This window comes from Cocleimonas flava, from assembly GCF_004339015.1.
GTDB classification, from domain to species: domain Bacteria; phylum Pseudomonadota; class Gammaproteobacteria; order Thiotrichales; family Thiotrichaceae; genus Cocleimonas; species Cocleimonas flava.
Window position 1 is genome coordinate 276,344 of record NZ_SMFQ01000003.1, and the last position, 24,847, is coordinate 301,190.

The window sequence follows — 24,847 nt, forward strand, 5'->3', positions numbered from 1 at the left end:
TTATTCATAACGCAAAGACTCAGCAGGTTGAACTTTAGCGGCACGACTTGCAGGATATAATGTTGCTAAAATTGCGAGAACAAACGATGCGATTGAAATGCCTATGACTTGTTTGAAATCAACAACTGATGGAAATTTAGAACTAGCGTAGAATAAATCCTGAGGCAATAACTCAATATTGAAGAGTGTTTCTATCCATTCAACAATTGTGCCGATATTCAGTGCCAGTAACACACCTAAAATCGCCCCGAGAATCGCACCGAACAAACCGATAATAATCCCCTGAACCATAAATATTCGTTTGACCTGTTTGGCCGACATACCTTGGGTACGTAGAATCGCGATATCAGCTTGCTTATCATTAACTACCATCACCAGCGATGAAACCAGATTAAAAACAGCAACCAATACAATCAAAAACAGGATGAAGAACATCACTACTTTTTCAGTCTTCTGGACTTGAAACAGGCTTTTGTTTTCTTGCCCCCAATCAGTGACCGTAAATTCATCACCTAGTTTTTTGGACAAACCATATGAAACTTCAGGCGCATCAAATAAATCGGTTAATTTTAAACGAATACCCGTTACATTATCTTTGGTTGAAAACAACTTGGAGGCGTCTTGCATATGTATAAACGCTGTCGCGCTGTCGTATTCAGCCATATTGATTTTATACACAGCAACCACGGTAAAGCGTTTACTTCTGGGAATCATGCCAGCGGGAGTGACTCTAAACCTTGGTGTTACAACCGTTAACTTATCCCCTGGGAACACACCTAGTTGTTGCGCAAGTTCTACGCCTAAGGCAATACCATATCCACGCGGTTGAAGATCATCAAAACTGCCTTCCAGCATTCGATTATGCACACCCCCCACCTTTGGCTGCTCTTTTGGTAAAATTCCTTCGAGTAAAACGCCACGAAGTTCACCATTTGCGCTTAACATGACTTGATTTCTGATGAATGGTGCAGAGCCAATAACTTCTGGCATATCAACAAGTTCCTGCTGTTGTTTCCGCCAATCTGAGAGCAAACCGTTTGTCTCACTAATGGTGACATGCGAAACCATGCTTAGTATTCTATCCCTAAGCTCTTTCTCGAACCCATTCATTACGGAAAGAACGGTAATAAGTACAAGAACCCCAAATAATATCCCAAGCATGGAAGCCAAGGAAATAAACGATATAAAGTTATTTTTGTGCTTTGAGCGTGTGTAACGCAAACCGACAAAGAGTTCTAATGGTTTAAACATGGGTGCGGATTATAGCCCTGACTGTATGAATAAGTAACAAAATTGTAAAAGAAAACACATACTTAAAAATTTGACAACGAATTAATAAAAATAGTCATAAAGAAGAGAAAATAAAAATGAATATTAAACCCTTACTCCTCAGCGCAGCCTTTGCTTTTAGTGCACAAATGATACCAATGAGTGCAAGTGCAGAAATATTAGCGATTGGCCCACATGCAAAAGTATTAAAGAAAGCGAATCTGCCTACACATGGTCAAAGTATGAAACAGGTACAAAAGCGTTTCGGTCCTGCTCAAAGAATCAAAGTATCAAAAGGTAAAGTAACTAAACGTAACCCAAAAATCACTCGTTGGGATTACTCAGGCTTCTCAGTTTATTTTGAAAATTCACATGTTATTCATAGTGTTGTAAAGCGATAGCAGTCAAAACTTAGCGAAAAAATATAAAAATAATATAACCACAAAAAGAAAATAATAATGACTAAAAAGTTTACCACTTACACGTGGGCGTTCCTTCCGTTCGTCTTCAGTTCAGCCGCAGTTCTTACATCACCTTCATTTGCTTCACCATCAGCATCACAACAATATCAAGATGGGCACTATGAAGACGCCAGACAAGTAAGCCGGGCAAACCATGAATATGTAGGTGGTAGAACCAGTATAGGCGGAGGCATTACAGATGATGGCGATGTTGACGTTGAGTTCAATCAGGTTATTTCTGAAGGTCAAAATCACAGCACTGGTGTTGGTTTGTGGGCCGGTTATGATCTAGAAGGCGACGATAAAGGTTTATTAGGTCGTGGTGTACAAATGAATCACAATTGGGTATCACGTGATAAATTTGGTAATACTTCTCATGTGAATAAAGTATTTGCTGCTTACGATAAAAATGAAGCGGGTCACGATAAAGCTACAGTGGGTTATGGTCGCGAAAATCAGAATTTATTCTGGGATGCTCATGTCAGCAAAGGTTTATCAGGCAGAAAAGATTCAAGAATCATAGACGGTAAAACTGTGAGCGATCGCGCTTATGACTATGGTGTAGGTGGCAGTATTGGTAAATTTATACCAGATGCTAATGTACGTGTTCGTGCAGGCTTAGATCATGAGTGGAGCGATAAAGTTGGCGCTGGAGAGAAAGATGCTCACAATACTACTTTATCTGCTGGATTAGAAAAATTCTTCCAGGGCACAGGTCACAGTGTATCGGTTGATGTTTCCGGATCTAAACGAAGTGGCGGTTATAACGACGGTGCCAGTAGCGATGCTGATGTGAGTGGGCGTGTTGGTTATCGTTACGACTTTGGTAGTGCATTCCGCGCCGAATCAACAACACGTCGAGTTCGTGTCGAAGTACCGGGGAAAGCAACACCGCCTCGTTATGAACAACGCACACAATATAAACGTGTACCAACTTACAAAACAGTCCCTGTTTATGGAAATAAAAACGTTGGCACCGGAAAAAAACGTTTAGTTAAAAGCACTATGGAACTTGAAGGACAAACGTTCTTTAAACTCAACAGTTCTAAATTAATTCCTTCTGCAAAAACCCGTTTACTGCAAGTGGCTGCAGAAATTCGTAAAACAGGTTATAAGGGTAATATCCGAATCACTGGTAATACCTGTGGTTTAGGTGATGCCGTGTATGACCAGATTTTATCTGAGAAACGTGCAAATTCTGTAAAAAAATTCTTAATTAAAAACGGTTTCAACCCTGATCATCTGGTTTCTCGTGGTTTAGGTAAAGCTCATCCCAAATATCCTAACGTACCAGGACAAGGATTCAAAAATCGACGTGTTGATATCGAATATGTTACAGAATCCCAGCGTTATGTTGAAGACAAAACAGCACAACAAAGAGTACAAACAGGCACACGTCAAGTAGTCAGTGGTTTCAAAAATGTTCCCAATGGCACTAAAAATGTCATGATTGATAGCGGACAACCAGGAACACCACGCGTTATCTGGAAAACCGAAACAATCAAAAATTCACCGGCCTGGATTACCCGTGCGCTTCACAATAATATTAAGCACGATAGAAGTGTTAATACTTATCAAACTACTGAAGGTTCTACGACTCCCCTTAGCAATCAAGGCCCAGTAGCGACTAATGATTCAACAAAAGTAGAATGTGGTCAATCAGTAGCAATTAATGTTCTTGCTAATGATACAGATGTCAATAACGACACATTAAATGTAACAAGCTTTACCCAGCCTTCTAATGGTACGGTTAGTCGTGGAGCAAATAACGAACTGATTTATACGGCTAATGGCGGTGGTTGTGGTGTTGATGATCAATTCACTTATACGATTTCTGATGGAAATGGTGGAACAGATACAGCAACAGTAACAATCTCGGTTGAAGCTGATGATAAAGTAGTCGCAGCAAATGAAGTAAGTGCAACAGAAGAAGGCGAAGCAGTGACTATCGATGTGCTCAGCAACGATGATGCCGATGCGACAATTACTCGTATCGTAGCTGCAGCTGCTAATGGTGTGGTTTCAATTGTAAATGGCAAGTTGGTATATACCCCAAACCCGGGCTTCTATGGTACTGACAAGTTTACTTATGAAGTTAAAGATCCTAGTGGCAATGTTGACACCGCTACGGTAACAGTAACCGTTAAAAAACCTGAAAATTCAGCACCTATTGCTGTGGGCGAAACTACACCGACACAAATGGGACAAGCCGTTACACTTAACATTCTAGATAATGACTCAGACCCTGAAAATGATACATTAACCATTACCAATGTCAGTGACCCAGCACATGGTACGGCAGCTATCAGAGGTGGTCAGATTATTTATACGCCAGATACTGGTTATGTCGGTACTGACAGCTTTACTTACACCATTTCCGACGGCAATGGCGGCACTGCAACAGCGACTGAAACGATTACGATCACAGGTTCTACAAGTCTTAGCAACTCTGCACCAGTAGCGACAGATGACAATGCAACAACGCCTGTCAATCAAGCAGTGACACTGACTACCTTATCTAATGATACAGACCCAGACGGTGATGCTTTAACAATATCTAACGTAAGCAACCCACAGAATGGAACCGCAGTCATTCGTGGTGGAGAAATCATATACACTCCGGATACTGATTTTGTTGGTACTGAAACATTCACATACACAATATCTGATGGCAATGGCAATACTGCAACAGCGACTGAAACAGTAATTGTTACAGGCCCTGGTAACGCAATACCGAATGCGGTCAATGATGCTAGTAAAGTGGCTTGTAATGGTGACGTTGTGATCAATGTGTTATCGAATGATACCGACACGGATGGAAACACCCTATCTGTCAGTAGTTTCACACAGCCAGCCAATGGTTCAGTAACTCAAGGATCTAATGGCACTCTGATCTATACCTCTAACGGTGCAGCTTGTGATATTGATGATAAATTCACATACACAGTTTCAGACGGTAACGGCGGCTCAGATACAGCAACAGTGACTGTCGTTGTCGACCCTGCTGCTAACTCAGCTCCAGTTGCCGTGGATGACAATAAAACAACTTTACAGAATACTCCGGTAAGTTTTAATAGCTTAACGAATGATTCCGACCCAGAGAATGATACATTAACAATAACAGCTGTTGGCTCTCCTTCTCATGGTTCTGCCGAAATCAGTGGTAATCAAATCATATATACACCTGATAATGGTTATGTCGGTCAGGATTCATTTAGCTACACTATTTCAGATGGCAAAGGCAACACTGCAACAGCAACTGAAACAGTTACAATTACTGCAGTAGTTGAGCCGAATAAGATGCCCGTTGCCAAGGATGACTCTGTATCAACAAATCAAGACACTCCAGTAACCTTGAATACTTTATCAAATGATTCTGATCCTGATGGAGACACTCTCACAATCACCAGCGTAGGTAATCCATCTAATGGTAAAGCGGTGATTAATAGCGATAAAATTGTGTATACACCAGAAGCAGGTTTTGTGGGCGAGGACTCTTTCACTTACTTTATTTCGGATGGTAAAGGTGGCACCGCAACAGCAATAGAGACAATTACAGTGAAAGCAGTAGTTGCACCTAATAAAGCACCCGTTGCAGTTGATGATGCTGTTACGACTGATCAGGATACCCCTGTTACGTTAAATACACTATCAAATGACTCTGACCCTGATGGTGACAGCTTGAAGATTACCAGTATTGGTAATCCATCACATGGTTCAGCTTCTATAAATGGCGGTAAAATTGTCTACACACCAGATCCTGGTTATGTAGGAACAGATTCTTTCAGTTATGAAATATCTGATGGCAAAGGTGGTACTGCGACTGCTACTGAAACAATTACCATTAAAGCTGTAGTGATTCCGAATAAAGCACCTGTTGCAAAAGACGATTCGGCAACGACTCCGGAACAAACACCGGTGACTTTAACCACGTTGTCTAACGACTCCGATCCCGATGGTGATAATTTGACCATTACAAATGTTGAAACTCCTGCAAACGGTACAGCGACAATTAATGGTCAAACCATTGTTTATACACCGAAAGCTGGTTTTTCAGGGACGGACAAGTTCGAATATACTATTTCTGATGGTAATGGTGGTACAGCAACAGCGACAGAAACAGTCATCGTTACTGCTGTAAATAAAGCGCCTAATGCATCTAATGATGTAGCAACAACAGGTTGTAGTGTTATTACGATTGATGTTTTAGGCAATGATACAGATCCAGATGGGGATACACTCAAATTAGTTAGCGTCACTGGTGCCAATCTTGGAACAGCTGTTGTATCAGGTAATAATATTGTATACACCCCTTCTAATACCTGTGGTAAAGGGAATACTGGTGTAGACAATCTTAGTTATACGATTTCAGATGGTAATGGTCACACAGCATCAGCTGGAGTCACTGTAAATGTTGAAGGTGTAACTGGTACGTCTAGCATCAATGCTGAATCGGATGACGTTACAACAACAAAAGGAACACCTATTACCATTAATGCACTTGCCAATGATGGAGGTGAAGGTTTAAAAATCATCGCTGTAGATTCTGGTAGCAATGGTAATGCAGTGGTTAGTGGCAATAAAATCGTGTATACGCCTTTCGCTGACTTTACCGGAACAGAAAGTATCTGGTATGACATTATCGATGAAAATGGGCACAATGATTCTGCACTAATCGTCATTTTTGTTGAGGAAGGTTGTCCTACAGGTACTAAATGTAACTAAGTTCACATCTTGTAATACAGATACAAAATTAGAGCCACAGTTAACGCTGTGGCTTTTTTTTTGCAAAAAAACAGATAGATTTATCAAATCCACTTTTGACTTTGGCACCCCCCTACTTACAGGCGTTTTTTGAGCCTTACTTTTTTATCTATATGCTTGTAGAAATGTTTAATCATTGTTCTAACTATCTTCTAATCATGTTCTAAATCAATTGCAAAACATTGATTTAACGATTAATTTCACATAATAAATACACATTTACTGTTTTAATTAAATAGCTGTTCTAAACTTGGATAATATTTACTTCGAGTTTAATGATTCATGTCACTGTTAGAAATTGAAAACCTCACTATTGAATTCCCTAATCGCCACGGCACAGAAGTAGCGGTAGATAAAGTAAGCTTAAGCGTCAATGCAGGAGAAATCCTCGGATTAGTGGGAGAATCAGGCGCAGGAAAATCAACAATTGGTAATGGCATCGTGCAATTATTGAGTAAGCCAGGACGTGTTGCAGCAGGAAAAGTAACGCTTAACGGCGAAGTCATTTCAGGTTTACAAGGTGAGTCTATTCGCAAGATTCGCGGATCTAAAATCGGTTTTATTTTTCAGGATCCAATGACATCTCTAAACCCTTTATTCACCATCGAAAACCAGATGGTAGAAACCATCATTAATTGTCTTGGGGTGAGTTACAAAGAAGCTCTGGAAAGATCAATCGAATTACTCACCAAAGTAGGAATCCCTGAACCTGAAGTAAGGATCAAACAATACCCTCATCAATTTTCTGGCGGCATGCGACAGCGCGTTGTCATCGCTATTGCCTTATCCGGTGAACCTGATCTGATCATTGCTGATGAGCCAACAACCGCGCTTGATGTGTCAGTGCAAGATCAAATACTCAAACTCATTCAAGACCTGTGTACCGACCTGCAGGTCGGCTGCATTTTGGTAACTCACGACATGGGCGTGATTGCCAATGTGACAAACCGTGTTGCTGTTCTTTACCGAGGTAAACTCGTAGAAATTGGCGAAACTAAAGATGTTTTAGGTAATCCACAACACCCATATACACAAAGTTTGATTAGTGCCGTGCCGTTAGCAGGAAAGAAAGTTGATAGATTCCCGCTGGTAGAAACCATTGAAAGCATAGAGTCTGGATTAAAATCAATCGATGTTACTACACACTGGTTAGGTCAAAGCTCACAACATCACAATACAGATGACCTGCTTATCATCAAAGACCTTAATTTAAGTTTCCTCACTCAGGATGCTTTCTTTAAAAAGAATCGAAAACGTCTTCAAGCGACAGACAATGTGAGCTTCAGTGTTAAACAAGGGGAATCGTTTGGATTAGTGGGTGAGAGTGGCTCAGGTAAATCAACGATCGCGAGAATGATAGCCGGTCTGCAACAGCCTGATTCGGGTTCGATTGTTTATGATGGGGTTGAGCTAATCAACAACCCTGATAAAGAAAAAGTTAAATCTGTAAGGCAACGGCTGCAAATGATTTTCCAGAACCCCTATTCCAGCCTAAATTCTAGAATGAAAATCAAAGACATTATTGCAGAACCGATTTTGTATCATCATCTAGCCAAAACAAATGAAGTTGAAGGCATTGTAGGTGATTTACTCGATCATGTTGGCCTGGGTCGTAAGTCAGGGGTGAAATACCCACATGAATTTTCTGGTGGTCAGCGTCAAAGAATTTCCATCGCACGGGCACTTGCAACACGCCCTCGCCTGCTTATTTGTGACGAGCCGACATCTGCATTAGATGTATCAGTACAGGCACAAATACTTAACCTGCTAAAAGATTTACAAGATGAATTAGGACTGACAATGCTATTTATCAGCCATGATTTACCGGTAATAAGACAAATGTGCGACCGAGTTGCCATCATGAGACAGGGTAAAATATTAGAACTTCAACAGACCGAAGATCTATTCGAACACCCTAAAGATAAATACACGAGAGAGCTGCTAGACCTGATGCCTCGTTTTGATGATTTGACCCACGATCTAAATGCTAATTCACATGTTTAAATCGTCTTTTCAATAGCTTATAAAATAATTTACTTAAAAAATACTTAACTAAAAATGCAGTTTTATAAATCTGTACTAAACTCATTAAGTCTAAAATACGATTAAGTTTTTAGAATGATTAAAAACATTATTTAAAAATAAATAGGGAGTTAAAAAATGAAGAAACAACTTGGTTTTATCGGAAAAGTCAGCGGACTTCTCCTGACAAGTTTACTCGTACTAAACCCAGCTACTGCTAAAACACTTAAATTAGCGTATGACGCTGACCCTGTAAGTTTAGATATTCATGAACAGTTATCTGGCGGTATGTTACAGCTCTCACACATGACGCATGACCCACTCGTGCGTTGGGCACAGGATTTATCGTTTGAACCACGTTTAGCAACATCATGGGAACGTACGGATGAAAATACAGTACGCTTTAAATTACGTGAAGGGGTTAAATTCCATTCAGGCAATACACTAACAGCTGCTGATTTTAAATGGACGTTTGATCGTCTTAAAACCAGTAAAGACTTCAAAGGTATTTTCTCGAACTTTAAAGCCTTAAACGTTATTGATGACAATACAATCGATCTCGTTACTGATGGCCCTTACCCACTTGTTATGCACACGGCGACTTATATCTTCCCAATGGATAGTAAGTTCTACGCAGGTAAAGATGAGAACGGTAAAGACAAAGCAGAAATCGTAAAAGATGGTGCTTCTTATGCCTCAACACATACATCTGGCACGGGACCTTTCAAAGTAACTTCACGTGAGCAAGGCGTTAAAGTTGTGTTTGATCGTTTTGCTGATTACTGGGATAAAGACTCTAAAGGCAATGTAAGTCAAGTAGTAATGACACCGATTAAAGACAACCAAACTCGTGTTGCGGCACTATTATCTGGTGACGTTGACTTTATCGCACCGGTTGCGCCAAATGAGTTTGGACAGATTGAAGCGAACGACAAAGTGCAATTAGTAACAATGGCGGGCACTCGAGTAATTACTTTCCAGCTTAATCAGGAACGTCGTGAAGAGTTTAAAGACCAAAAAGTACGTCAGGCAATGGCTTACGCTGTAAACAATGAAGGTATTGTGCAGAAGATCATGAAAGGTTTCGCAACAACGGCTTCTCAAATGAGCCCTAAAGGTTACCTAGGTCACAACGAAAGCCTTAAGCCTCGTTTTAATCTGGAAAAAGCAAAACAACTCATGAGCGAATCTGGCTACCCAGATGGTTTCACCGTTACTATGATGGCGCCTAATAACCGTTATGTAAACGATGAAAAAATCGCACAAGCGGTTGCTGCGATGCTATCTAAAATCAATATCAAAGTTGACCTTAAGACTATGCCAAAAGCACAGTACTGGCCTGAGTTTGATAAACGCGCTGCTGATATGTTAATGATCGGTTGGCATTCTGATACTGAAGATAGTGCAAACTTCTATGAATTTCTCGCTATGACACCGAACAAAGAAACAGGTATGGGTGCGTATAACTCTGGAAATTACAGTAGCAAAATGGTTGATGAAACAACGATGAAAGCTAATAAAGAAACAGATGATGCCAAGCGTGCTGCAATGCTGCAGTCTATCGAAAAGCAAATTTACGATGACGCTGCGTTTATCCCGCTACATTGGCAAAATCTTGCATGGGCTTCTCGTAAAGGTGTAAATATCAAGCCTATCGTTAATGCAATGAACTTCCCTTACATTGGCGATCTTGCTATTGACTAGTTTTACTACTCTACTCCATTAATTTTTACAATTAATGACTAAATGCTGGGTACAGGCTTAAACCTTACCCAGCTTTTTATTAACTACACTAATAATATCCGCGCCCTACTATGCTGCAATTTTTGCTTAAACGTTTTTTACAAGCCATCGTTGTGATGCTAATCATTAGCCTCCTGAGTTTTTCTATTAAAGATAAATTAGGTGACCCGTTACGAGAAATGACAGGACAGTCAGTTTCGGAAGCAGAAAGAGAAGTCATGCGTGATGAAATGGGATTGAATGACCCATTCCTAGTCCAGTATGGACGCTTTATCAAAGATGCACTGCACGGTGATTTAGGGACATCCTATTTCCATAAATTACCGACCATGACAGTAATCTTAAAGAAATTACCCGCGACACTGGAACTTACCTTTGCAGCGTCGCTCATTATTATTTTTCTCTCTATTCCACTGGGTGTTTTTTCCGCCATCAAACCCAAACACTGGTTTAGTAAATTTATTATGGCGGTGAGTATCGTGGGCATATCTATACCTGTGTTCCTTACGGCACTTGCCCTAATCTACATATTCTCCGTTAAACTCGGCTGGATGCCATCTTTTGGCCGTGGCGAAACCGTTCACCTGTTTGGATATTGGGAAACGAATTTCCTCACCAAAGACGGTATTCTGCATATCATCATGCCAGCTATCGCCTTGTCATCCATCATGTTGCCGCTGTTTATTCGCTTGGTCAGAGCCGAAATGCTCGAAGTGTTAAGTTCTGAATACGTCAAATTTGCCAAGGCAAAAGGCCTGAAGGCAGGCAAAATTTATTTCAAACATGCCTTAAAAAATACCATGTTACCTGTGATAACGGTTGGTGGTGTTCAAATCGGCATTATGGTTGCTTATACGATTCTGACAGAATCAGTGTTTCAATGGCCGGGTATGGGCTTTATGTTTTTAGAGGCGGTAAATCGTTCTGATATTCCCCTGATCGTCGCTTACATCATGTTTGTAGGCTTTCTATTTGTTGTTGTTAATACGCTGGTGGATTTACTCTACGGCGTCATCAACCCAACGGTTAATTTATTGGGTAAAAGTAAATAATGAATAATACGACCAACAAAAACACAAAGTTTCAGCGCTTTCTGGCCTCTGATTTTTTCTATCATTTTAAACGCGATAAACTGGCAATCATCAGTTCTATCATTTTTCTGATACTGATTTTACTCGCGATACTTTCGCCTTTAGTAGCGCCTTATAACCCTTACGATTTACAGATTCTGGATATCATGGATTCGGAATTACCTCCCGTTTGGCAACAAGGTGGTGATCCACGATTCCTCTTAGGTACAGACGATCAAGGCCGAGATCTATGGAGCACCATACTTTATGGAATGCGTGTTTCTTTGATGATTGGCATTCTTGCGGTGTTATTACAGGGAGTCATCGGAATTACGATTGGTCTTGTTGCCGGTTATGTCGGCGGTAGAACAGATAATTTACTAATGCGTATTGCAGATGTGCAGTTGTCTTTTTCTACTTTGATGGTTGCCATTATTATTCTGGCTATCGTTCAAAGCGCCTTTGGTAGCGATGCGTTTAATCAATGGGCTATGGTAATACTGATTTTGATCATTGGTCTCGCAGAGTGGCCACAAATCGCCAGAACGGTTCGTTCCAGTGTGCTCGCAGAAAAGGAAAAAGAATACGTAGATGCCGCTAAAGTGATGGGTTTCAGTCCAATCAGAATCATGTTCAAACACATTCTGCCTAACTGCCTCTCGCCAATATTTGTAATCTCAACGGTGCAGATTGCCAATGCGATTATTACCGAAGCCAGCCTTTCATTCCTTGGGTTAGGAATGCCGGTAACCGAACCCAGCCTTGGATCGTTGATCAGTATTGGGAAGCAATATTTGTTTTCAGGATCATGGTGGATCACCTTGATACCTGGCGCCTTTTTAATCCTACTGGTAATCGTAATTAATCTGCTAGGTGACTTCTTACGAGATACCTTTAACCCAAAGCTTTATAAAGATTAAACGTTAGATTCTATAAGTCTCTATAGAGACTTATAGAAAGTGATTAATAGCAGAAAATAGATAAAGTCAATGTCAAAACCAAAGACTTAAACTCTATTTTCCACCCCCCCGGTTATGGGCGGTTTTTTTAAAGAAGTTCGATGGTCTTCTATCACCAGAAGAACTGGCTCTGTTTCGATTAGAATTTGACGCACGGTTACGATGGCTGTGATTGCGCTTTACACCACCAGTTCTCATCTTATGAGGCTGTCCACCTTTGACTCTATTTGGATGCCCGTTACGTACACGGTTCGGGTTGCCACCTCGCACTCGATTTGGCTGTCCATTTTTCACACGATTATGATTACGCTTAACCTGGTTACGATTGCGGTGTTTATTGTAGTTCTTATTTTTGTGTCCGTGATAACGAGTCGTGTAAGAACGCGTATAACGATTCGGGTATCGGTTAAAGTAATATGGATCGTAACCGATATAATCGTAATCAGAATAATACGTATCGTAATACGGACGATAATAAGTAGACGAACCAGAGGTAACATATCCAGCTTCTGAATACGGGGGTGCAGAGGTACAACCATTAACGAGAAATGCAAAAATAACTACTATGCCGAGCTTATACATTTTATCCATCCTTGGGGGCTTCATGGAATTTTATAACTTGAATATTGATTTAAGTATCTAAAATTAAACAATATTTACCTTAGTATAGTTAAATATACGCGCGGAATACGGTTTTGGATTGTAATTTTATGTAAAGTCACTCATCTGTTTACTAGCATCCTCTGTTTACTAGCATCCTCTGTTTATTAGCACCCTCTGTTTATTAGCACCCTCGATTTATATCACCCCCCTACTTACAGGCATTTTTTTCTTTTTGCCATTCACTAAGCACGTCATATATGGCAGAAGTCAAAACTCTAAGCTCAGCCGATTCCATAATGTAAGCTGGCATCAAATACACCAATTTACCAAATGGTCTTAACCAAACGCCTTTTTCTGTAAAGCGTGGTTGTGACCATGTTGTATCTAACGGATCATGCAATTCAACGACACCAATCGCCCCTTTAACCCGGACTTCTTTTACACAGTCTAATTGAATACAAAGCGATAGTTCGGCTTTAAGTTGTGCTGATATCGCTTTAACTCTATCTTGCCATGGTGAGCTTAATAACAGCTCAATACTGGCATTAGCGACGCTACAAGCGAGTGGGTTGCCCATAAAGGTTGGGCCGTGCATTAATAGACCTTTGCCGTCTGCTTCGATGCCATCAACTACTTTACGGGATGTTAGTGTGGCGGCTAATGTCATCGTGCCTCCTGTAAGTGCTTTACCCACGGTTAAAATATCGGGTTGGATATTGGCTTGCTCGTAAGCAAATAGCGTTCCAGTTCGACCGAAGCCCGTAGCAATTTCATCGAGAATTAATAACACGTCGTATTGGTCGCAGAGTTGTCGAACAGCTTGTAAATATTCCACGTGATAGAAACGCATCCCACCCGCGTTTTGTACCATGGGTTCTATGATTACTGCAGCTATCTGTTTATGATTTTGTTCGAGCTTGGTTTTGAAGTCATTGATGAATTCAGGCTTCCAGATAACTTCTTCGCCACTTTCGGTTAAAGTCTGCGGCGCTTCGGCAAAGATGTGTTGAGGTAATACGCCTGTAAACATTTCGTGCATGCCATTAACGGGATCACACACTGCCATGCCACCAAAGGTATCGCCATAGTAACCGTTTCTTGCAGTAAGTAGCTTGGTTTTTTGCGTTTGGCCTTGGGCAAAACAATATTGAAGCGCCATTTTTATAGCGACTTCCACCGCGACTGAGCCAGAATCTGCCAGAAAAACATGTTGTAAATTGGCACAGGTGATATCGACAAGTTTTTTGCCTAATGTCACCGCAGGTTCGTGGGTCAAACCGCCAAACATAACGTGCGACATTTTTTGGCTTTGATCAATGATCGCCTGATTCAAAACAGGATGATTGTAACCATGGATGGTTGACCACCACGACGACATGCCATCGATGAGTTTTCTTCCATCAGTCAATTCAAGGCGAACACCTTGTGCAGAAGCGACCGAAAGTACGGGGGTGGGTTTAGAAAAACTCGAATAAGGATGCCATAGGTGTTTGGCATCGAGTGCTAAAATTTCTTCCTGATTCATGCGTGAAACTCATATCATTTGATAGGAGATTATCTCACAGGGTGTTTCGTTATGTCTCTTATCTAAAGCAATTATCTAGCATCGCTTAGATACACATTAAGATTTTTTCGCTGCATCTTGCATAGCTTCTGAAATAGCATAACCATAGGCACAGTCTACTTCCATACGTACTTTCAGCAATCCATTCGGTGAATCATCCGACATAATAACGGCAAGCGGGGTGTTTTTACGAAAACGTCGGTGTGGTTTGCGTAACCACATTAAACGCATTTTATCGCTAAAGGGAAAAGTGGTGCGAAGCGCATCAGCAATGCCAATAATATGATCAATTCGGATCATCAGTTCACTGCTTTCCGGGAAAACTCTTTCTCCCATACGAAACCCCTGGATATGACGACTTTTGACAAGATCTCCCAAACCAAGAACTGCCAACATCTGCTCAGTTGAAAGCTGCCAACCATCCAGATAACTAATCACACCTTGGGTTAATTGCAACATCTCATCGTTTGAATAATCACTGTAGGTTTTTTGCGCCATTATTCAAAACCTTCTTCACTAGGATCTATTTCATAACGGTTTATTTTTTTTCTGGTTTTTGCTGGCTTTGCTTTTGCTGACTGTTCTTTTGATGGCTGTGCACTAGAAGACTGTACTTTAGTTGTAGTAATCTTTAAAGAATCCAGAGATACAACATTAGATGTCACTGCCTCATCTGTAAAATGTGGTTTTTCATTCAATTCAATACCCGCCTCTTTGGCAATCTCTTGCTCGCGCGCAGCAATCAATCCAAAACACATTTTTATGTCTTCAATAGTAGCTTCGGTGAGTGGCGATTTAATGGCAGAACTGGATGGTGTAACATCTTTGACAATGCTGGATAGCGTTTTACGCATAGCTACCAGTACGCGTTTCTCCTTGGTGAAGTGTTCCACTTCCTCAGACATAATATTTCCAGATTATTCAGTTATCATTATCTTACTTATTTTAAGATTGCCTGCATATATCCCTTAATTTATATCTTTGGTTTTAATGAAGGGCAACCATAAAGCGCAATCTATGTTGCAACATAAAAAGCAACAATAGAATCTATTGCTTAAGAGAAGTGTTCAAGCACTATCTGATTGACTACACTACGATGACTAATTTACTAAAATCGAGTTACTCAAGTTTATGCGCCCTGCTTTGTTAAACACTGTATTAGATAAAGAATTTATAGGAGCACAGGATGGCAGTCATACACCTGTGATGTTATGGGGTCCTCCGGGAGTAGGTAAATCTGATTTGATTGCGCAAATTGGTAAACGCCAAAACGTTTCAGTAATCGATATACGTTTGTCTCAAATGGAACCCAGTGACCTTCGCGGCATACCTTTTCGTGATGATTTAAGTGGTAACGTCGAATGGGCAATTCCTTCGATGTTACCGAGTATAGAGAAACATGGTGAAAAAGGGATTTTGTTTCTGGATGAAATTACTTCTGCCGTACCGAGTGTTTCTGCAGCAGCTTATCAGCTGATTTTGGATAGACGATTAGGTGAATACGAAGTACCCGAAGGCTGGGCTATTTTTGCTGCCGGCAACCGCCAAGGCGATCGCGGTGTGACGTACACCATGCCTTCACCACTAGCGAATCGCTTCTCTCACTATGAAGTGGATGTAAATCTGGATGATTGGGTTGCCTGGGCATACAAAAATGACATCAGTGAAAAAATCATCGCCTTTTTACGCTTTCGCCCAGAGTTATTATTTGATTTTGACCCGGCACATAACCCCGTTGCATTTCCATCACCACGTTCCTGGCAGTTTGCAAATAATGCGTTGATTAAGTTTTCAGACTCACCTCAAGTACTGCTCGGCACCTTACAAGCCTGTGTTGGCCCTGCTGCTGGCATCGAGTTAAAAGCATTTATCGACAGTATGGATCAGATGCCAGACCTTGATGCTATTTTAACGGGAGAAGACGTTAAAGCACCAAAGGAAATCGATCTACAATACGCGGTCGCTAGTGCTTTAGTGGGTCGAGCAATCAAAGCAAAAGAGAGCGGTAATGCCTCTGAAGTCTTTGGCAATATATTAAATTACGCCAAAGCCTTCAGACAAAAAGAAATGGGCGTGATGCTGGTATCCGATATGTTACGCGCAGTCGGCGATGAATTATTTTCAGTTCCTGAATTTAGTCAATGGGCAAGTTCGATTGGCGATATTATGCTGTACGATTAAGCAATTTAAACATGGAAGATCACGACCTACAGTCAATTGTAAACAAACTTAGTGCAGCTCGTACTAAATTAATTCTCGACAAGCCATTTCTTGGCGCTCTGGTGTTGCGCTTACCTCTACAGGCGGCTGATCCTGCATGGTGTGCCACCACAGGAACAGATGCACGCAAGTTCTATTACAACCCTGATTTTATTGATGCTTTAAACCCTGCTGAAACACAATTCATTCTCGCACATGAAGCATTACACTGCGCACTGTCACATTTCGCGCGCCGTGCACATCGTATCAAACATCGCTGGGATCTCGCCTGTGATTATGCGATCAATCCTATTCTATTAGCCGAAGGTCTCATACCTCCACCTGGTATTCTGCATCTTAAAGAATACGAAGGGATGACGGCGGAAGAAATTTATCCTTTGATAGACGATAACGATATGAGCGATACGCTCGATCAACATCTATATGACAAAGAAGATCAGTTTAGTGAAGGTGGTCAAGACAGCAGCGATAACCCACTAGATCACACAGAGGAAGGTACAAAGCCGCCAGAAGAGAAATCGACTCAGGATAAGTCTGGCGGCGGAAGTTCAGGTGATAAAGATAAAGACCCAGAAGGAAGCGGCCAACAGGAATTTGATGAAAATGCAGGAGGTGCTGAAGCGCCACCACCGCCATTAGATCAGCAAGAAGCTGAAGAACTCAGTATTCAATGGCAGCAACGCATGGCAGGTGCTGCGCAACAAGCGCAACAGGCAGGTAAATTAAGTGGGGTGATGAAACGTCTGGTTGAAACATTATTGCAACCAAACTTACCGTGGCGCATGTTACTCGCGAGATACATGACAGCGATGGCGCGTGATGATTATAGCTATACACGACCTTCAACACGTCGTGGTGATCCTGCTATTTTTCCAACCTTGCGCAGTTCAGAGATCAATGTATTAGTTGCACTAGACGTGAGCGGTTCTGTCAGCGATAAAGAACTACTCGAATGCCTCTCTGAAATTAATGCCATTAAAGGTCAAATGCGCGCGAAAATAACACTGATAGCATGTGATTCAGCTATTGCAGATGGCTTTCCAAGAGTCTTTGAACCGTGGGAAGAAGTCACCTTGCCAGACACCATAGCTGGTGGTGGTTCTACAGATTTTAGACCAGTATTTAATTGGGCACATCAGCAAGATAACCAACCGGGTTGCGTGGTTTATTTCACCGATGCACAGGGTAGCTTTCCTACTGAGCCTAATTACCCTGTTGTATGGTTAGTTAAAGGCAAAGGCGAAGTTCCCTGGGGGCAACGCGTTCAATTAAACTAATTAATACACCTACGTCCCTATTAGTCTCTATTAATAGGCGATTTACTTGACTTAAGTTAAATTGAAATAGTGTACTTCTGTTATATTGAATGAATTATTTTAGTGATATTAAAAGATATTAGTTAAAACGTTGATTACAAAAAAATAACACTAATAATTCATCCAAGACCTTTCAAGAAGGAGGAGCGCGTGAGACAAAGCTTAAGTACCAGCGTCATTATTTCGCTTGTCATCTTGTTTTTCTCTATCAGCAACACTTCTTCAGCAAGTGCCGAATCATGTATTTTAAAAGCACGAGTCACTAATATTCCTCCCTTATATTATAAAAACGATTCAGGAGAATGGGCTGGTTTAACAGTAGATTTAGCAAATGTTTTACTCAATGAAGCCGGTTGTAAGGGAGATTTTGAATCGATAAGCTGGGCAAGATCATTAGACCTATTGGAAAATGGTGGCATTGATATGATGATGAATCTATCAAGAACAAATGACAGAGAACAATTCATTCATTTTATCGGCCCACAAAACATCGAAACGGCTCAGCTATTAACGAAAAAGAATATAACCATAGATATTAATTCTTTAGAGGATTTTAAAAAGTTACCCGGAATTGTTGGATATCAGCAAGGCTCTTTTTACGGAAAAGAATTTCATGAAAAACTGAGAGATGATTCTGAATTTAACAGTAAATTTGAAGTGGTCTTCTCACAGGAATTTAATCTGAATAAATTAAAATCTGACAGAATAATAGGAATTTTGGGTCAAAACTATAGCGGTGTATCAGCACAGAAAGATCTACTTAACAGTAATGAATACAAGGTTCACCCGTATATCATTCATCATAATGAAGTCTATTTTGGCTTCTCAAAAAAATCGGTATTGCCTGAAATTCTCAGTAAATTAAACGAAGCCTATGACAGAGCCATAAATAATAAAGAATTTCATAGAGTCATTGAAAGCTACAAATAAATATCTATAACCACCCTGTTTCAGAGTTATCAGTTATATAGTTTTAAAAAAGTGCCTATAAGTAGGGGGGTGTGTTATTAAACCGAGACACCAAATAGCTATAGTTGTGCAGCTATCATTACCAAGCTTAGATCACATACTTATTTCGCTTCCTCACTGATATGGAAACAACAATAAAATAACAGCTATTTTTTTCCAATGCGTTTAAACGAAACCACAATGAAACCACAATAAGGACAGAACAAAAGCTAGAGTTAAACTATTCTGAACTATTTGTCGCCCCTACTCTCCTTAAGACGTTAAAGGGGTTTTATCTTGCCAGTTCTATTTCAAAAACTTATATTGCACATCAACAAATACAAATATGTATCAACGTGTAATGACATACGTAAACTTTTATCTGACTCTTTCATTAAATCAGCGACGAATACAGGGGTAAATAGTATGAAACAGGTTATGAGTATAGTTAATGTACTTATAGTTGTTTTTATATTTTTTAGCAGCACTGCAGTCAAAGCAGAAACATGCAATATCAATGCACGTGTCACGCAAATCCCTCCACTATTTTATCAAGACGAATCTAAACAATGGGTTGGTTTAACCATAGATTTAACCAAAGAATTACTCAAAGAAGCAAATTGCGACGTAAATTTTGAGAATATCAATTGGGCACGGTCACTAGAATTAATGAAATCAGGCCAGGTTGATATGATGATGAATATGTCAATTACGGACGAAAGAAAAGAATACATCCACTTTATTGGTCCTCATAACAATGAAACCATTCAGCTTTTATTAAAAAAGTCAGTCAATACAGAGATTCAATCTCTGGATGACATCAAAAACCTACCCGGTAAAATTGGCATTCAACATGGGGCATATTTTGGCAAAGCCTTTAAAGATAAAATAGAAAATGACCCCGTTTTTGCTGATAAATTTGAGAAAACATACTCTCAGGAAAACAACGTTAAAAAGCTTAAACTAGGTAGAATCATTGGGATATTAAGACAGAACTACAGCGGTGTATCTGCCGAAACCGAATTAATGAAAACCGGAGAATATAAAGTAGACCCATTCGTTATAAACACAAATCAGGTTTATTTTGGTTTTTCTAAAAAGTCTGTCCCCACTACATTGATCAAACGATTAGAACAGGCTTTTGAAAGCGTTTCTCTGAATAAAGGTTTTCAGCGAGTGATTGATAGTTACAAATAAAAAACACCTGTAAAAACCGCCTATAAGTAGGGAGGTGTATAACAATAAATGTATTAATTTCCTAAGACACCTCTTATCTTATAGATTTCATAACACCCTGTTTTTCCTTTATTATTTAAAATACCTCATATACAAAATAATAAAAATCCATGAAAAACACGCCATTGTTTCTAACGATCAGCCTATCTTCTCTATTACTTGCTTTGCCTATTGCTTCTCATGCAGAGAGTAAATCCCGCTCTATTGTTAAAGATTTTCTAACAATGGAATCAGACAAAAGTGAAGAGACTGCACTACTCAATAGATTCAATAAACTTCACCCATCTAATCAAAAAATTATTTTCTTTGCATTAATAAGACTCAAACGCTCTGACTTATTAGATACCATTATTAAATCCGGATTTGATATTAACTATCTTTACACTGGAAAATCACCGCTACATGTTGCGATCGAAGATAAAAATCTGGATGCGGTTAAAGTACTGGTAAAAAACAGCGCAGACCTCGAACTTAAAGATGAAGATCAGGAAAGCGCTTTAAAAAGTGCAGTCAGAACGGATGACATTGAGATGCTCAAATACCTGATAAGTCAGGGAGCAGATGTAAACACCGTTGGTAAAAGTGGCTCTTCACCGCTCACTACAGCTGCGTATAAAGGCAATAAAGAGGCCATAGAATTACTGATTAAACACGACGCTAATCTACATATAAAACAACAGAAGAATGGTTGGACCTTGTTACATTATGCGGCTAATTACAATCATCCCCATCTTGTTGACTATCTGATTGATAATGGCATCGATGTTGATTCGCGTTCCAATAATGGCTGGAGCCCACTTTCGTTAGCCAGCAACAAAGGCAATACTGACGTTGTTTCACAATTATTAAAGCATTCGGCTGATATAGAGCTGCCCACCGAAAAATCAAAAAACACTCCGTTAATGACTGCAGCTGCCAATGGCCACACAGACATTGTAAAGATTCTTTTAGCCTCAGGCGCAAACCTGGAACGTACTAACAAATTCAAACATGATCCACTTTGGCTGGCAGCTCATTATAGTCATAGCAGTACTGTAAAAGAGTTATTGAGCCTTGTTAAAAACCCACAAGATATATTATTAAAAGCCAGTAGCAAAGGTGACTATGAAGTTGTCAGAATGTTGCTTAAGAATGGCGTTGATGTTCATGCGCGTGACAAAAACGGATCAACAGCATTACATTTGGCTGCAAGACATGGTCGTCTAGAGGTTATAAAACACTTACACAAACAAGGCTCAGATATTCATGCGCTTGCCACAGATAAACAAGACACGCCACTGATGAGAGCGGCTGGCTGGGGCCATAAAAACGTCATCAGATATTTTATAGATCAGGGTGCAAACGTTGATATTCAAAATAAAACTGGCTGGACGGCAGCGCTATCAACAGCTCGACACCATTCATTGGATACACTTAAATTGTTAATTTCAAAAGGTGCAGATATCCATAAAACCACAAACAGTGGTTGGACTATGGTGATGATGGCTGTTAAGGGCAAAAAAAGAGATACACTGGAATACCTGCTAAAACAGGATGTAGATCTATCAATCAAAAATAAAAAAGGTCAAACAGCGTTAGATCTTGCGCTTAAGTTTAAGAATAAGGAAATCATCGACATGATTAAAAAGGCGAAAAAAGACAACGTGATTATTTCGAAAACTTAATCGCTTTTCCTTTAAGTCAAAGAATTCACCCTATCTACATATATATCCGCAAAAATAAGCCTATAAGTAGGGGGGTGGCTTATTAGCGAGAATATATAAATATTTACTCACTCATTAACGATCAGTTCAGTAACGGTGTTTTACAATGAATTTCACTCTTTGTATTAACAACACAACCGTTTTAAAAGTAAAAGAAGAACAATAAACCACTGATTATGAAATTCCCATCTTTAGCATCTACGCTTAAATTGCTTAAGCCATTAACTTCTCCGAAAGTACATACAGAGACTGTCGGGCATCATAATGATGATACTGAAATCACCTTGTACGATTATATTGAAGAAATCATTTCAATATACGACACACATAACAATAGAAATGAAATACTCACTAAGTTTTATCAACTCAGTGAAATACACCAGCAAATACTCATCGTCACCTTAATCGAAAATAATATTTTTGATACCTTAAAGGTGATCGTTGAATCTTCTTATGACGTGAATTTTCTTATTAGAGGTCAGTCACCGCTGCACTTTGCCATTATCGTGAACAATATGAATATGGTGAAATTACTGTTGAATCATGACGCCGATATTGAACTTGAGGATCATTTTAAAGAAACCGCATTAAACTGCGCGGTGCGTACGGCAAACAACAATATGATCAAGTATTTATTAGAACAAGGTGCGGATGCTAATACCCATTCTAGTGACAACACGTCGCCGTTAACCTTTGCTATCAACCAAGGTAACAATGAAGCGGTTAATATATTATTAGAATACGGCGCCCTACTCGACCGCACCCATTTAGTACGAACGCTGTAACCCTCAATACTTCAATTGAGTTACTAAGCAAGTCATCCAGCAAGTGAATTAAAACACTTAATCTAAAAACAGATAACAAAAAACTCGCTATAAGTGGGGGGGTGTCTTTACAATACAGCGATGACTACTAAACCCACATCAGTTACAAAATCCGAAGCCATTACACACACCAAAAACTGGCTAAATACGGTTATCATAGAACATTCAATTTGTCCGTTTGCCAAACGCGAATTCGTCAATAATACAATCCATTACGAACTCATCCAGCAAACCGGTGAAGGAAAGCAAACAGAACAACAACTGGAACAACTGATCATCAATTGTGAAAAGCTCGACAATGATGCATCTATCGAAACAGCCCTGTTAATATTTCCTGATTCACTTTCAGACTTTGATGATTACCTCGATTTTGTGGAGATAGCAGATGCCTTAATGCACAAACAAGGTTATGAGGGCATATATCAGTTAGCCAGTTTTCACCCCCAATATCTATTTGCTGATTCTGATGAAAACGACCCAAGTAATTACACCAATCGCTCACCCTACCCGATGCTACATATTCTTCGTGAAGCAAGTTTAGAGAAAGTATTAGAGAGTTACCCTAACCCTGAAAACATCCCTGAACGTAATATCGAATTAACACGAAGTTTAGGCCTAGAGACTATGCAGAAACTATTAGCAGAGTGTATCTAAGCCACAAATAAATTTTCATGATTTATTAATAATTTAACGCTATTCTTAAGTGATAAATTAAAGTTTACCCTTACCCAAACATACAATATAAACGCTAAATAAAGGATTCATAGATGGATGAAAAAATAATTGTAGGAAGTGAAGAATGGCTTGGCTTTCCTAGTTTAGGCATTCCAGCAATTAAAGCACGCGTAGATTCGGGTGCTAAAACATCATCGTTACACGCCGATAACATCAGTACCTTTAAGCGTAATGGTACGCCCTGGGTAACCTTTGAAGTTCATCCACTACAAAACAACAGACGTACCGTTGTGCGTTGTGAAGCCGCTGTCGTCGACAGAAGAAATATCAAAAGCTCCAATGGAACGACTGAAAAACGTTATGTTATCAGCACCCAGTTAAGTGCCGGCGAACATTCCTGGGATGTAGAGTTAACCCTGACCAACCGTGATTCAATGGGTTATCGCATGCTATTGGGACGTGAAGCGATGCGTCACCGTATGCTGGTTGATCCTGCGGAAAGTTGTAATCTGGGTCTTATCAGTAAGGACCAACTAAAAGCACATTATGGCAGCCATGAGCAACCTCAAGACGGTCTTAAAATTGGCATATTGGCAAGCAATCCTAAGTTATACAGTAATCAACGATTGATGGAAGCCGCTGCCGAGCATGGCCATCAAGTGACTTTTTTGAATATGCGTCACTGTTACATGAAAATGGATGCTGAAGAACCAGAAATTCATTATCGTGGTGGACGTTTGCTCAATGATCTGGATGCTGTAATTACCCGTATCCGACCTAGCATGACGTTTTATGGTTGTGCCTTAGCGCGTCAATTTGAAAGTATGGGGATTTACACCACCAATACATCGACCGCGATTACACAATCACGCGACAAATTATTTTCGCTACAGTTGCTGATTAAAAAAGGTTTGAATATACCAACCACAGGCTTTGCAAATTCTCCTATTGATACCAGTGATCTGATTGATATGGTGGGTGGCGCACCGTTAATTGTTAAGTTGCTAGAAGGTACGCAAGGTAGTGGCGTGGTTTTGGCTGAAACTCGCAAAGCGGCAGAAAGTGTTATCAACGCCTTTAAAGCTCTGCATGCCAATTTACTGGTACAAGAGTTTGTTAAAGAGGCCAACGGTAAAGACCTGCGTTGCTTTGTCATCGACAACAAAGTAGTTGCCACCATCCAGCGCGAGGCAGCACCGGGCGAGTTTAGAGCTAATTTGCACCTAGGCGGCACCGCATCGGTTGTTCGCATTAGTCAGGAAGAACGCAAGCTAGCACTTGATGCAGCTAAAACATTGGGTTTGAAAGTAGCGGGTGTTGATATTATCCGTTCCTCGAAAGGACCTTTGCTTTTAGAAGTGAATTCTTCACCGGGTCTGGAAGGTATTGAAACAGCGACTGGCAAAGATATCGCTGGTATGGTGATTACTTCTATCGAAAAGAAATTACGCTGGAAGAAACCTGCATAAT

The 24,847-nt window shown here is 40.2% G+C and carries 19 protein-coding genes; 14 read left to right on the plus strand and 5 right to left on the minus strand.

Annotation, left to right across the window (positions count from 1 at the left end):
- Positions 1 to 1,251 (minus strand): lipoprotein-releasing ABC transporter permease subunit, encoded by a 1,251-nt coding sequence (locus EV695_RS07325; protein ID WP_131905300.1) that lies wholly within the window; start codon positions 1,249 to 1,251, stop codon positions 1 to 3.
- 116 nt (positions 1,252 to 1,367) lie between these two features.
- Here EV695_RS07325 and EV695_RS07330 point away from each other — a divergent pair, with 116 nt between their 5' ends.
- The 6 genes from EV695_RS07330 to EV695_RS07355 all read left to right on the plus strand — a co-directional run bounded on the left by EV695_RS07330 (position 1,368) and on the right by EV695_RS07355 (position 12,249).
- Positions 1,368 to 1,670, plus strand: coding sequence for a hypothetical protein (locus EV695_RS07330; protein ID WP_243651524.1), 303 nt, complete (start codon positions 1,368 to 1,370; stop codon positions 1,668 to 1,670).
- Between the two features lie 57 nt (positions 1,671 to 1,727).
- Positions 1,728 to 6,455, plus strand: a complete 4,728-nt coding sequence (locus EV695_RS07335) for an Ig-like domain-containing protein (RefSeq protein ID WP_131905301.1) — start codon at positions 1,728 to 1,730, stop codon at positions 6,453 to 6,455.
- Positions 6,456 to 6,776: 321 nt separating this feature from the next.
- Positions 6,777 to 8,498, plus strand: coding sequence for a dipeptide ABC transporter ATP-binding protein (locus EV695_RS07340; RefSeq protein ID WP_131905302.1), 1,722 nt, complete (start codon positions 6,777 to 6,779; stop codon positions 8,496 to 8,498).
- A gap of 156 nt (positions 8,499 to 8,654) precedes the next feature.
- Positions 8,655 to 10,220 carry an ABC transporter substrate-binding protein gene (locus EV695_RS07345; RefSeq protein ID WP_131905303.1) on the plus strand — a complete coding sequence of 522 codons (1,566 nt, stop codon included), beginning with the start codon at positions 8,655 to 8,657 and terminating at the stop codon, positions 10,218 to 10,220.
- 122 nt (positions 10,221 to 10,342) lie between these two features.
- Complete coding sequence (locus tag EV695_RS07350) at positions 10,343 to 11,311, plus strand: ABC transporter permease (RefSeq protein WP_207907003.1); 969 nt, start codon at positions 10,343 to 10,345, stop codon at positions 11,309 to 11,311.
- The gene (locus tag EV695_RS07355) at positions 11,311 to 12,249 is read left to right on the plus strand and encodes an ABC transporter permease (protein ID WP_131905305.1); all 939 of its coding nucleotides are present in this window, start codon (positions 11,311 to 11,313) and stop codon (positions 12,247 to 12,249) included. The genes EV695_RS07350 and EV695_RS07355 overlap by 1 nt, the downstream gene beginning before the upstream one ends.
- A 93-nt stretch (positions 12,250 to 12,342) precedes the next feature.
- Here the strand turns inward: EV695_RS07355 and EV695_RS07360 are convergent, their stop codons facing one another.
- From EV695_RS07360 to EV695_RS07375, 4 genes are all read right to left on the minus strand, one after another.
- A complete protein-coding gene (locus tag EV695_RS07360; RefSeq protein ID WP_131905306.1) occupies positions 12,343 to 12,870 on the minus strand; it encodes a hypothetical protein in 528 nt (175 codons plus the stop codon).
- Between the two features lie 229 nt (positions 12,871 to 13,099).
- Complete coding sequence (bioA, locus tag EV695_RS07365) at positions 13,100 to 14,416, minus strand: adenosylmethionine--8-amino-7-oxononanoate transaminase (RefSeq protein ID WP_131905307.1); 1,317 nt, start codon at positions 14,414 to 14,416, stop codon at positions 13,100 to 13,102.
- Positions 14,417 to 14,512: 96 nt separating this feature from the next.
- Entirely contained in the window at positions 14,513 to 14,953 is a 441-nt protein-coding gene (locus tag EV695_RS07370) for a DUF2384 domain-containing protein (RefSeq protein ID WP_131905308.1), read from the minus strand.
- Entirely contained in the window at positions 14,953 to 15,360 is a 408-nt protein-coding gene (locus tag EV695_RS07375) for a hypothetical protein (RefSeq protein ID WP_207907004.1), read from the minus strand. The genes EV695_RS07370 and EV695_RS07375 overlap by 1 nt, the downstream gene beginning before the upstream one ends.
- A 226-nt stretch (positions 15,361 to 15,586) precedes the next feature.
- Here EV695_RS07375 and EV695_RS07380 point away from each other — a divergent pair, with 226 nt between their 5' ends.
- The 8 genes from EV695_RS07380 to rimK all read left to right on the plus strand — a co-directional run bounded on the left by EV695_RS07380 (position 15,587) and on the right by rimK (position 24,846).
- Positions 15,587 to 16,636 (plus strand): AAA family ATPase, encoded by a 1,050-nt coding sequence (locus EV695_RS07380; RefSeq protein WP_131905309.1) that lies wholly within the window; start codon positions 15,587 to 15,589, stop codon positions 16,634 to 16,636.
- Between the two features lie 11 nt (positions 16,637 to 16,647).
- The gene (locus tag EV695_RS07385) at positions 16,648 to 17,952 is read left to right on the plus strand and encodes a vWA domain-containing protein (RefSeq protein ID WP_131905310.1); all 1,305 of its coding nucleotides are present in this window, start codon (positions 16,648 to 16,650) and stop codon (positions 17,950 to 17,952) included.
- A gap of 189 nt (positions 17,953 to 18,141) precedes the next feature.
- On the plus strand, positions 18,142 to 18,921 hold the full coding sequence (locus EV695_RS07390) for a substrate-binding periplasmic protein (protein ID WP_165874648.1): 780 nt from the start codon (positions 18,142 to 18,144) through the stop codon (positions 18,919 to 18,921).
- 456 nt (positions 18,922 to 19,377) lie between these two features.
- Positions 19,378 to 20,136, plus strand: a complete 759-nt coding sequence (locus EV695_RS07395) for a substrate-binding periplasmic protein (protein ID WP_165874649.1) — start codon at positions 19,378 to 19,380, stop codon at positions 20,134 to 20,136.
- Between the two features lie 149 nt (positions 20,137 to 20,285).
- Complete coding sequence (locus EV695_RS07400) at positions 20,286 to 21,839, plus strand: ankyrin repeat domain-containing protein (protein ID WP_131905313.1); 1,554 nt, start codon at positions 20,286 to 20,288, stop codon at positions 21,837 to 21,839.
- Positions 21,840 to 22,054: 215 nt separating this feature from the next.
- Positions 22,055 to 22,663, plus strand: a complete 609-nt coding sequence (locus tag EV695_RS07405; RefSeq protein WP_131905314.1) for an ankyrin repeat domain-containing protein — start codon at positions 22,055 to 22,057, stop codon at positions 22,661 to 22,663.
- 120 nt (positions 22,664 to 22,783) lie between these two features.
- Positions 22,784 to 23,356, plus strand: coding sequence for a DUF1415 domain-containing protein (locus EV695_RS07410; protein WP_131905315.1), 573 nt, complete (start codon positions 22,784 to 22,786; stop codon positions 23,354 to 23,356).
- Between the two features lie 113 nt (positions 23,357 to 23,469).
- On the plus strand, positions 23,470 to 24,846 hold the full coding sequence (rimK, locus tag EV695_RS20380) for a 30S ribosomal protein S6--L-glutamate ligase (RefSeq protein ID WP_131905316.1): 1,377 nt from the start codon (positions 23,470 to 23,472) through the stop codon (positions 24,844 to 24,846).
- Position 24,847: the final 1 nt, after the last annotated feature.

Excerpts from the sequence above, each read along its gene's own strand:
- EV695_RS07325 (WP_131905300.1), bottom strand. The coding sequence starts at position 1,251 with ATGTTTAAACCATTAGAACTCTTTGTCGGTTTGCGTTACACACGCTCA.
- EV695_RS07330 (WP_243651524.1), top strand. The coding sequence starts at position 1,368 with ATGAATATTAAACCCTTACTCCTCAGCGCAGCCTTTGCTTTTAGTGCA.
- EV695_RS07335 (WP_131905301.1), top strand. The coding sequence starts at position 1,728 with ATGACTAAAAAGTTTACCACTTACACGTGGGCGTTCCTTCCGTTCGTC.
- EV695_RS07340 (WP_131905302.1), top strand. The coding sequence starts at position 6,777 with ATGTCACTGTTAGAAATTGAAAACCTCACTATTGAATTCCCTAATCGC.
- EV695_RS07345 (WP_131905303.1), top strand. The coding sequence starts at position 8,655 with ATGAAGAAACAACTTGGTTTTATCGGAAAAGTCAGCGGACTTCTCCTG.
- EV695_RS07355 (WP_131905305.1), top strand. The coding sequence starts at position 11,311 with ATGAATAATACGACCAACAAAAACACAAAGTTTCAGCGCTTTCTGGCC.
- EV695_RS07360 (WP_131905306.1), bottom strand. The coding sequence starts at position 12,870 with ATGTATAAGCTCGGCATAGTAGTTATTTTTGCATTTCTCGTTAATGGT.
- bioA (WP_131905307.1), bottom strand. The coding sequence starts at position 14,416 with ATGAATCAGGAAGAAATTTTAGCACTCGATGCCAAACACCTATGGCAT.
- EV695_RS07370 (WP_131905308.1), bottom strand. The coding sequence starts at position 14,953 with ATGGCGCAAAAAACCTACAGTGATTATTCAAACGATGAGATGTTGCAA.
- EV695_RS07375 (WP_207907004.1), bottom strand. The coding sequence starts at position 15,360 with ATGTCTGAGGAAGTGGAACACTTCACCAAGGAGAAACGCGTACTGGTA.
- EV695_RS07380 (WP_131905309.1), top strand. The coding sequence starts at position 15,587 with ATGCGCCCTGCTTTGTTAAACACTGTATTAGATAAAGAATTTATAGGA.
- EV695_RS07385 (WP_131905310.1), top strand. The coding sequence starts at position 16,648 with ATGGAAGATCACGACCTACAGTCAATTGTAAACAAACTTAGTGCAGCT.
- EV695_RS07395 (WP_165874649.1), top strand. The coding sequence starts at position 19,378 with ATGAGTATAGTTAATGTACTTATAGTTGTTTTTATATTTTTTAGCAGC.
- EV695_RS07400 (WP_131905313.1), top strand. The coding sequence starts at position 20,286 with ATGAAAAACACGCCATTGTTTCTAACGATCAGCCTATCTTCTCTATTA.
- EV695_RS07405 (WP_131905314.1), top strand. The coding sequence starts at position 22,055 with ATGAAATTCCCATCTTTAGCATCTACGCTTAAATTGCTTAAGCCATTA.
- EV695_RS07410 (WP_131905315.1), top strand. The coding sequence starts at position 22,784 with ATGACTACTAAACCCACATCAGTTACAAAATCCGAAGCCATTACACAC.
- rimK (WP_131905316.1), top strand. The coding sequence starts at position 23,470 with ATGGATGAAAAAATAATTGTAGGAAGTGAAGAATGGCTTGGCTTTCCT.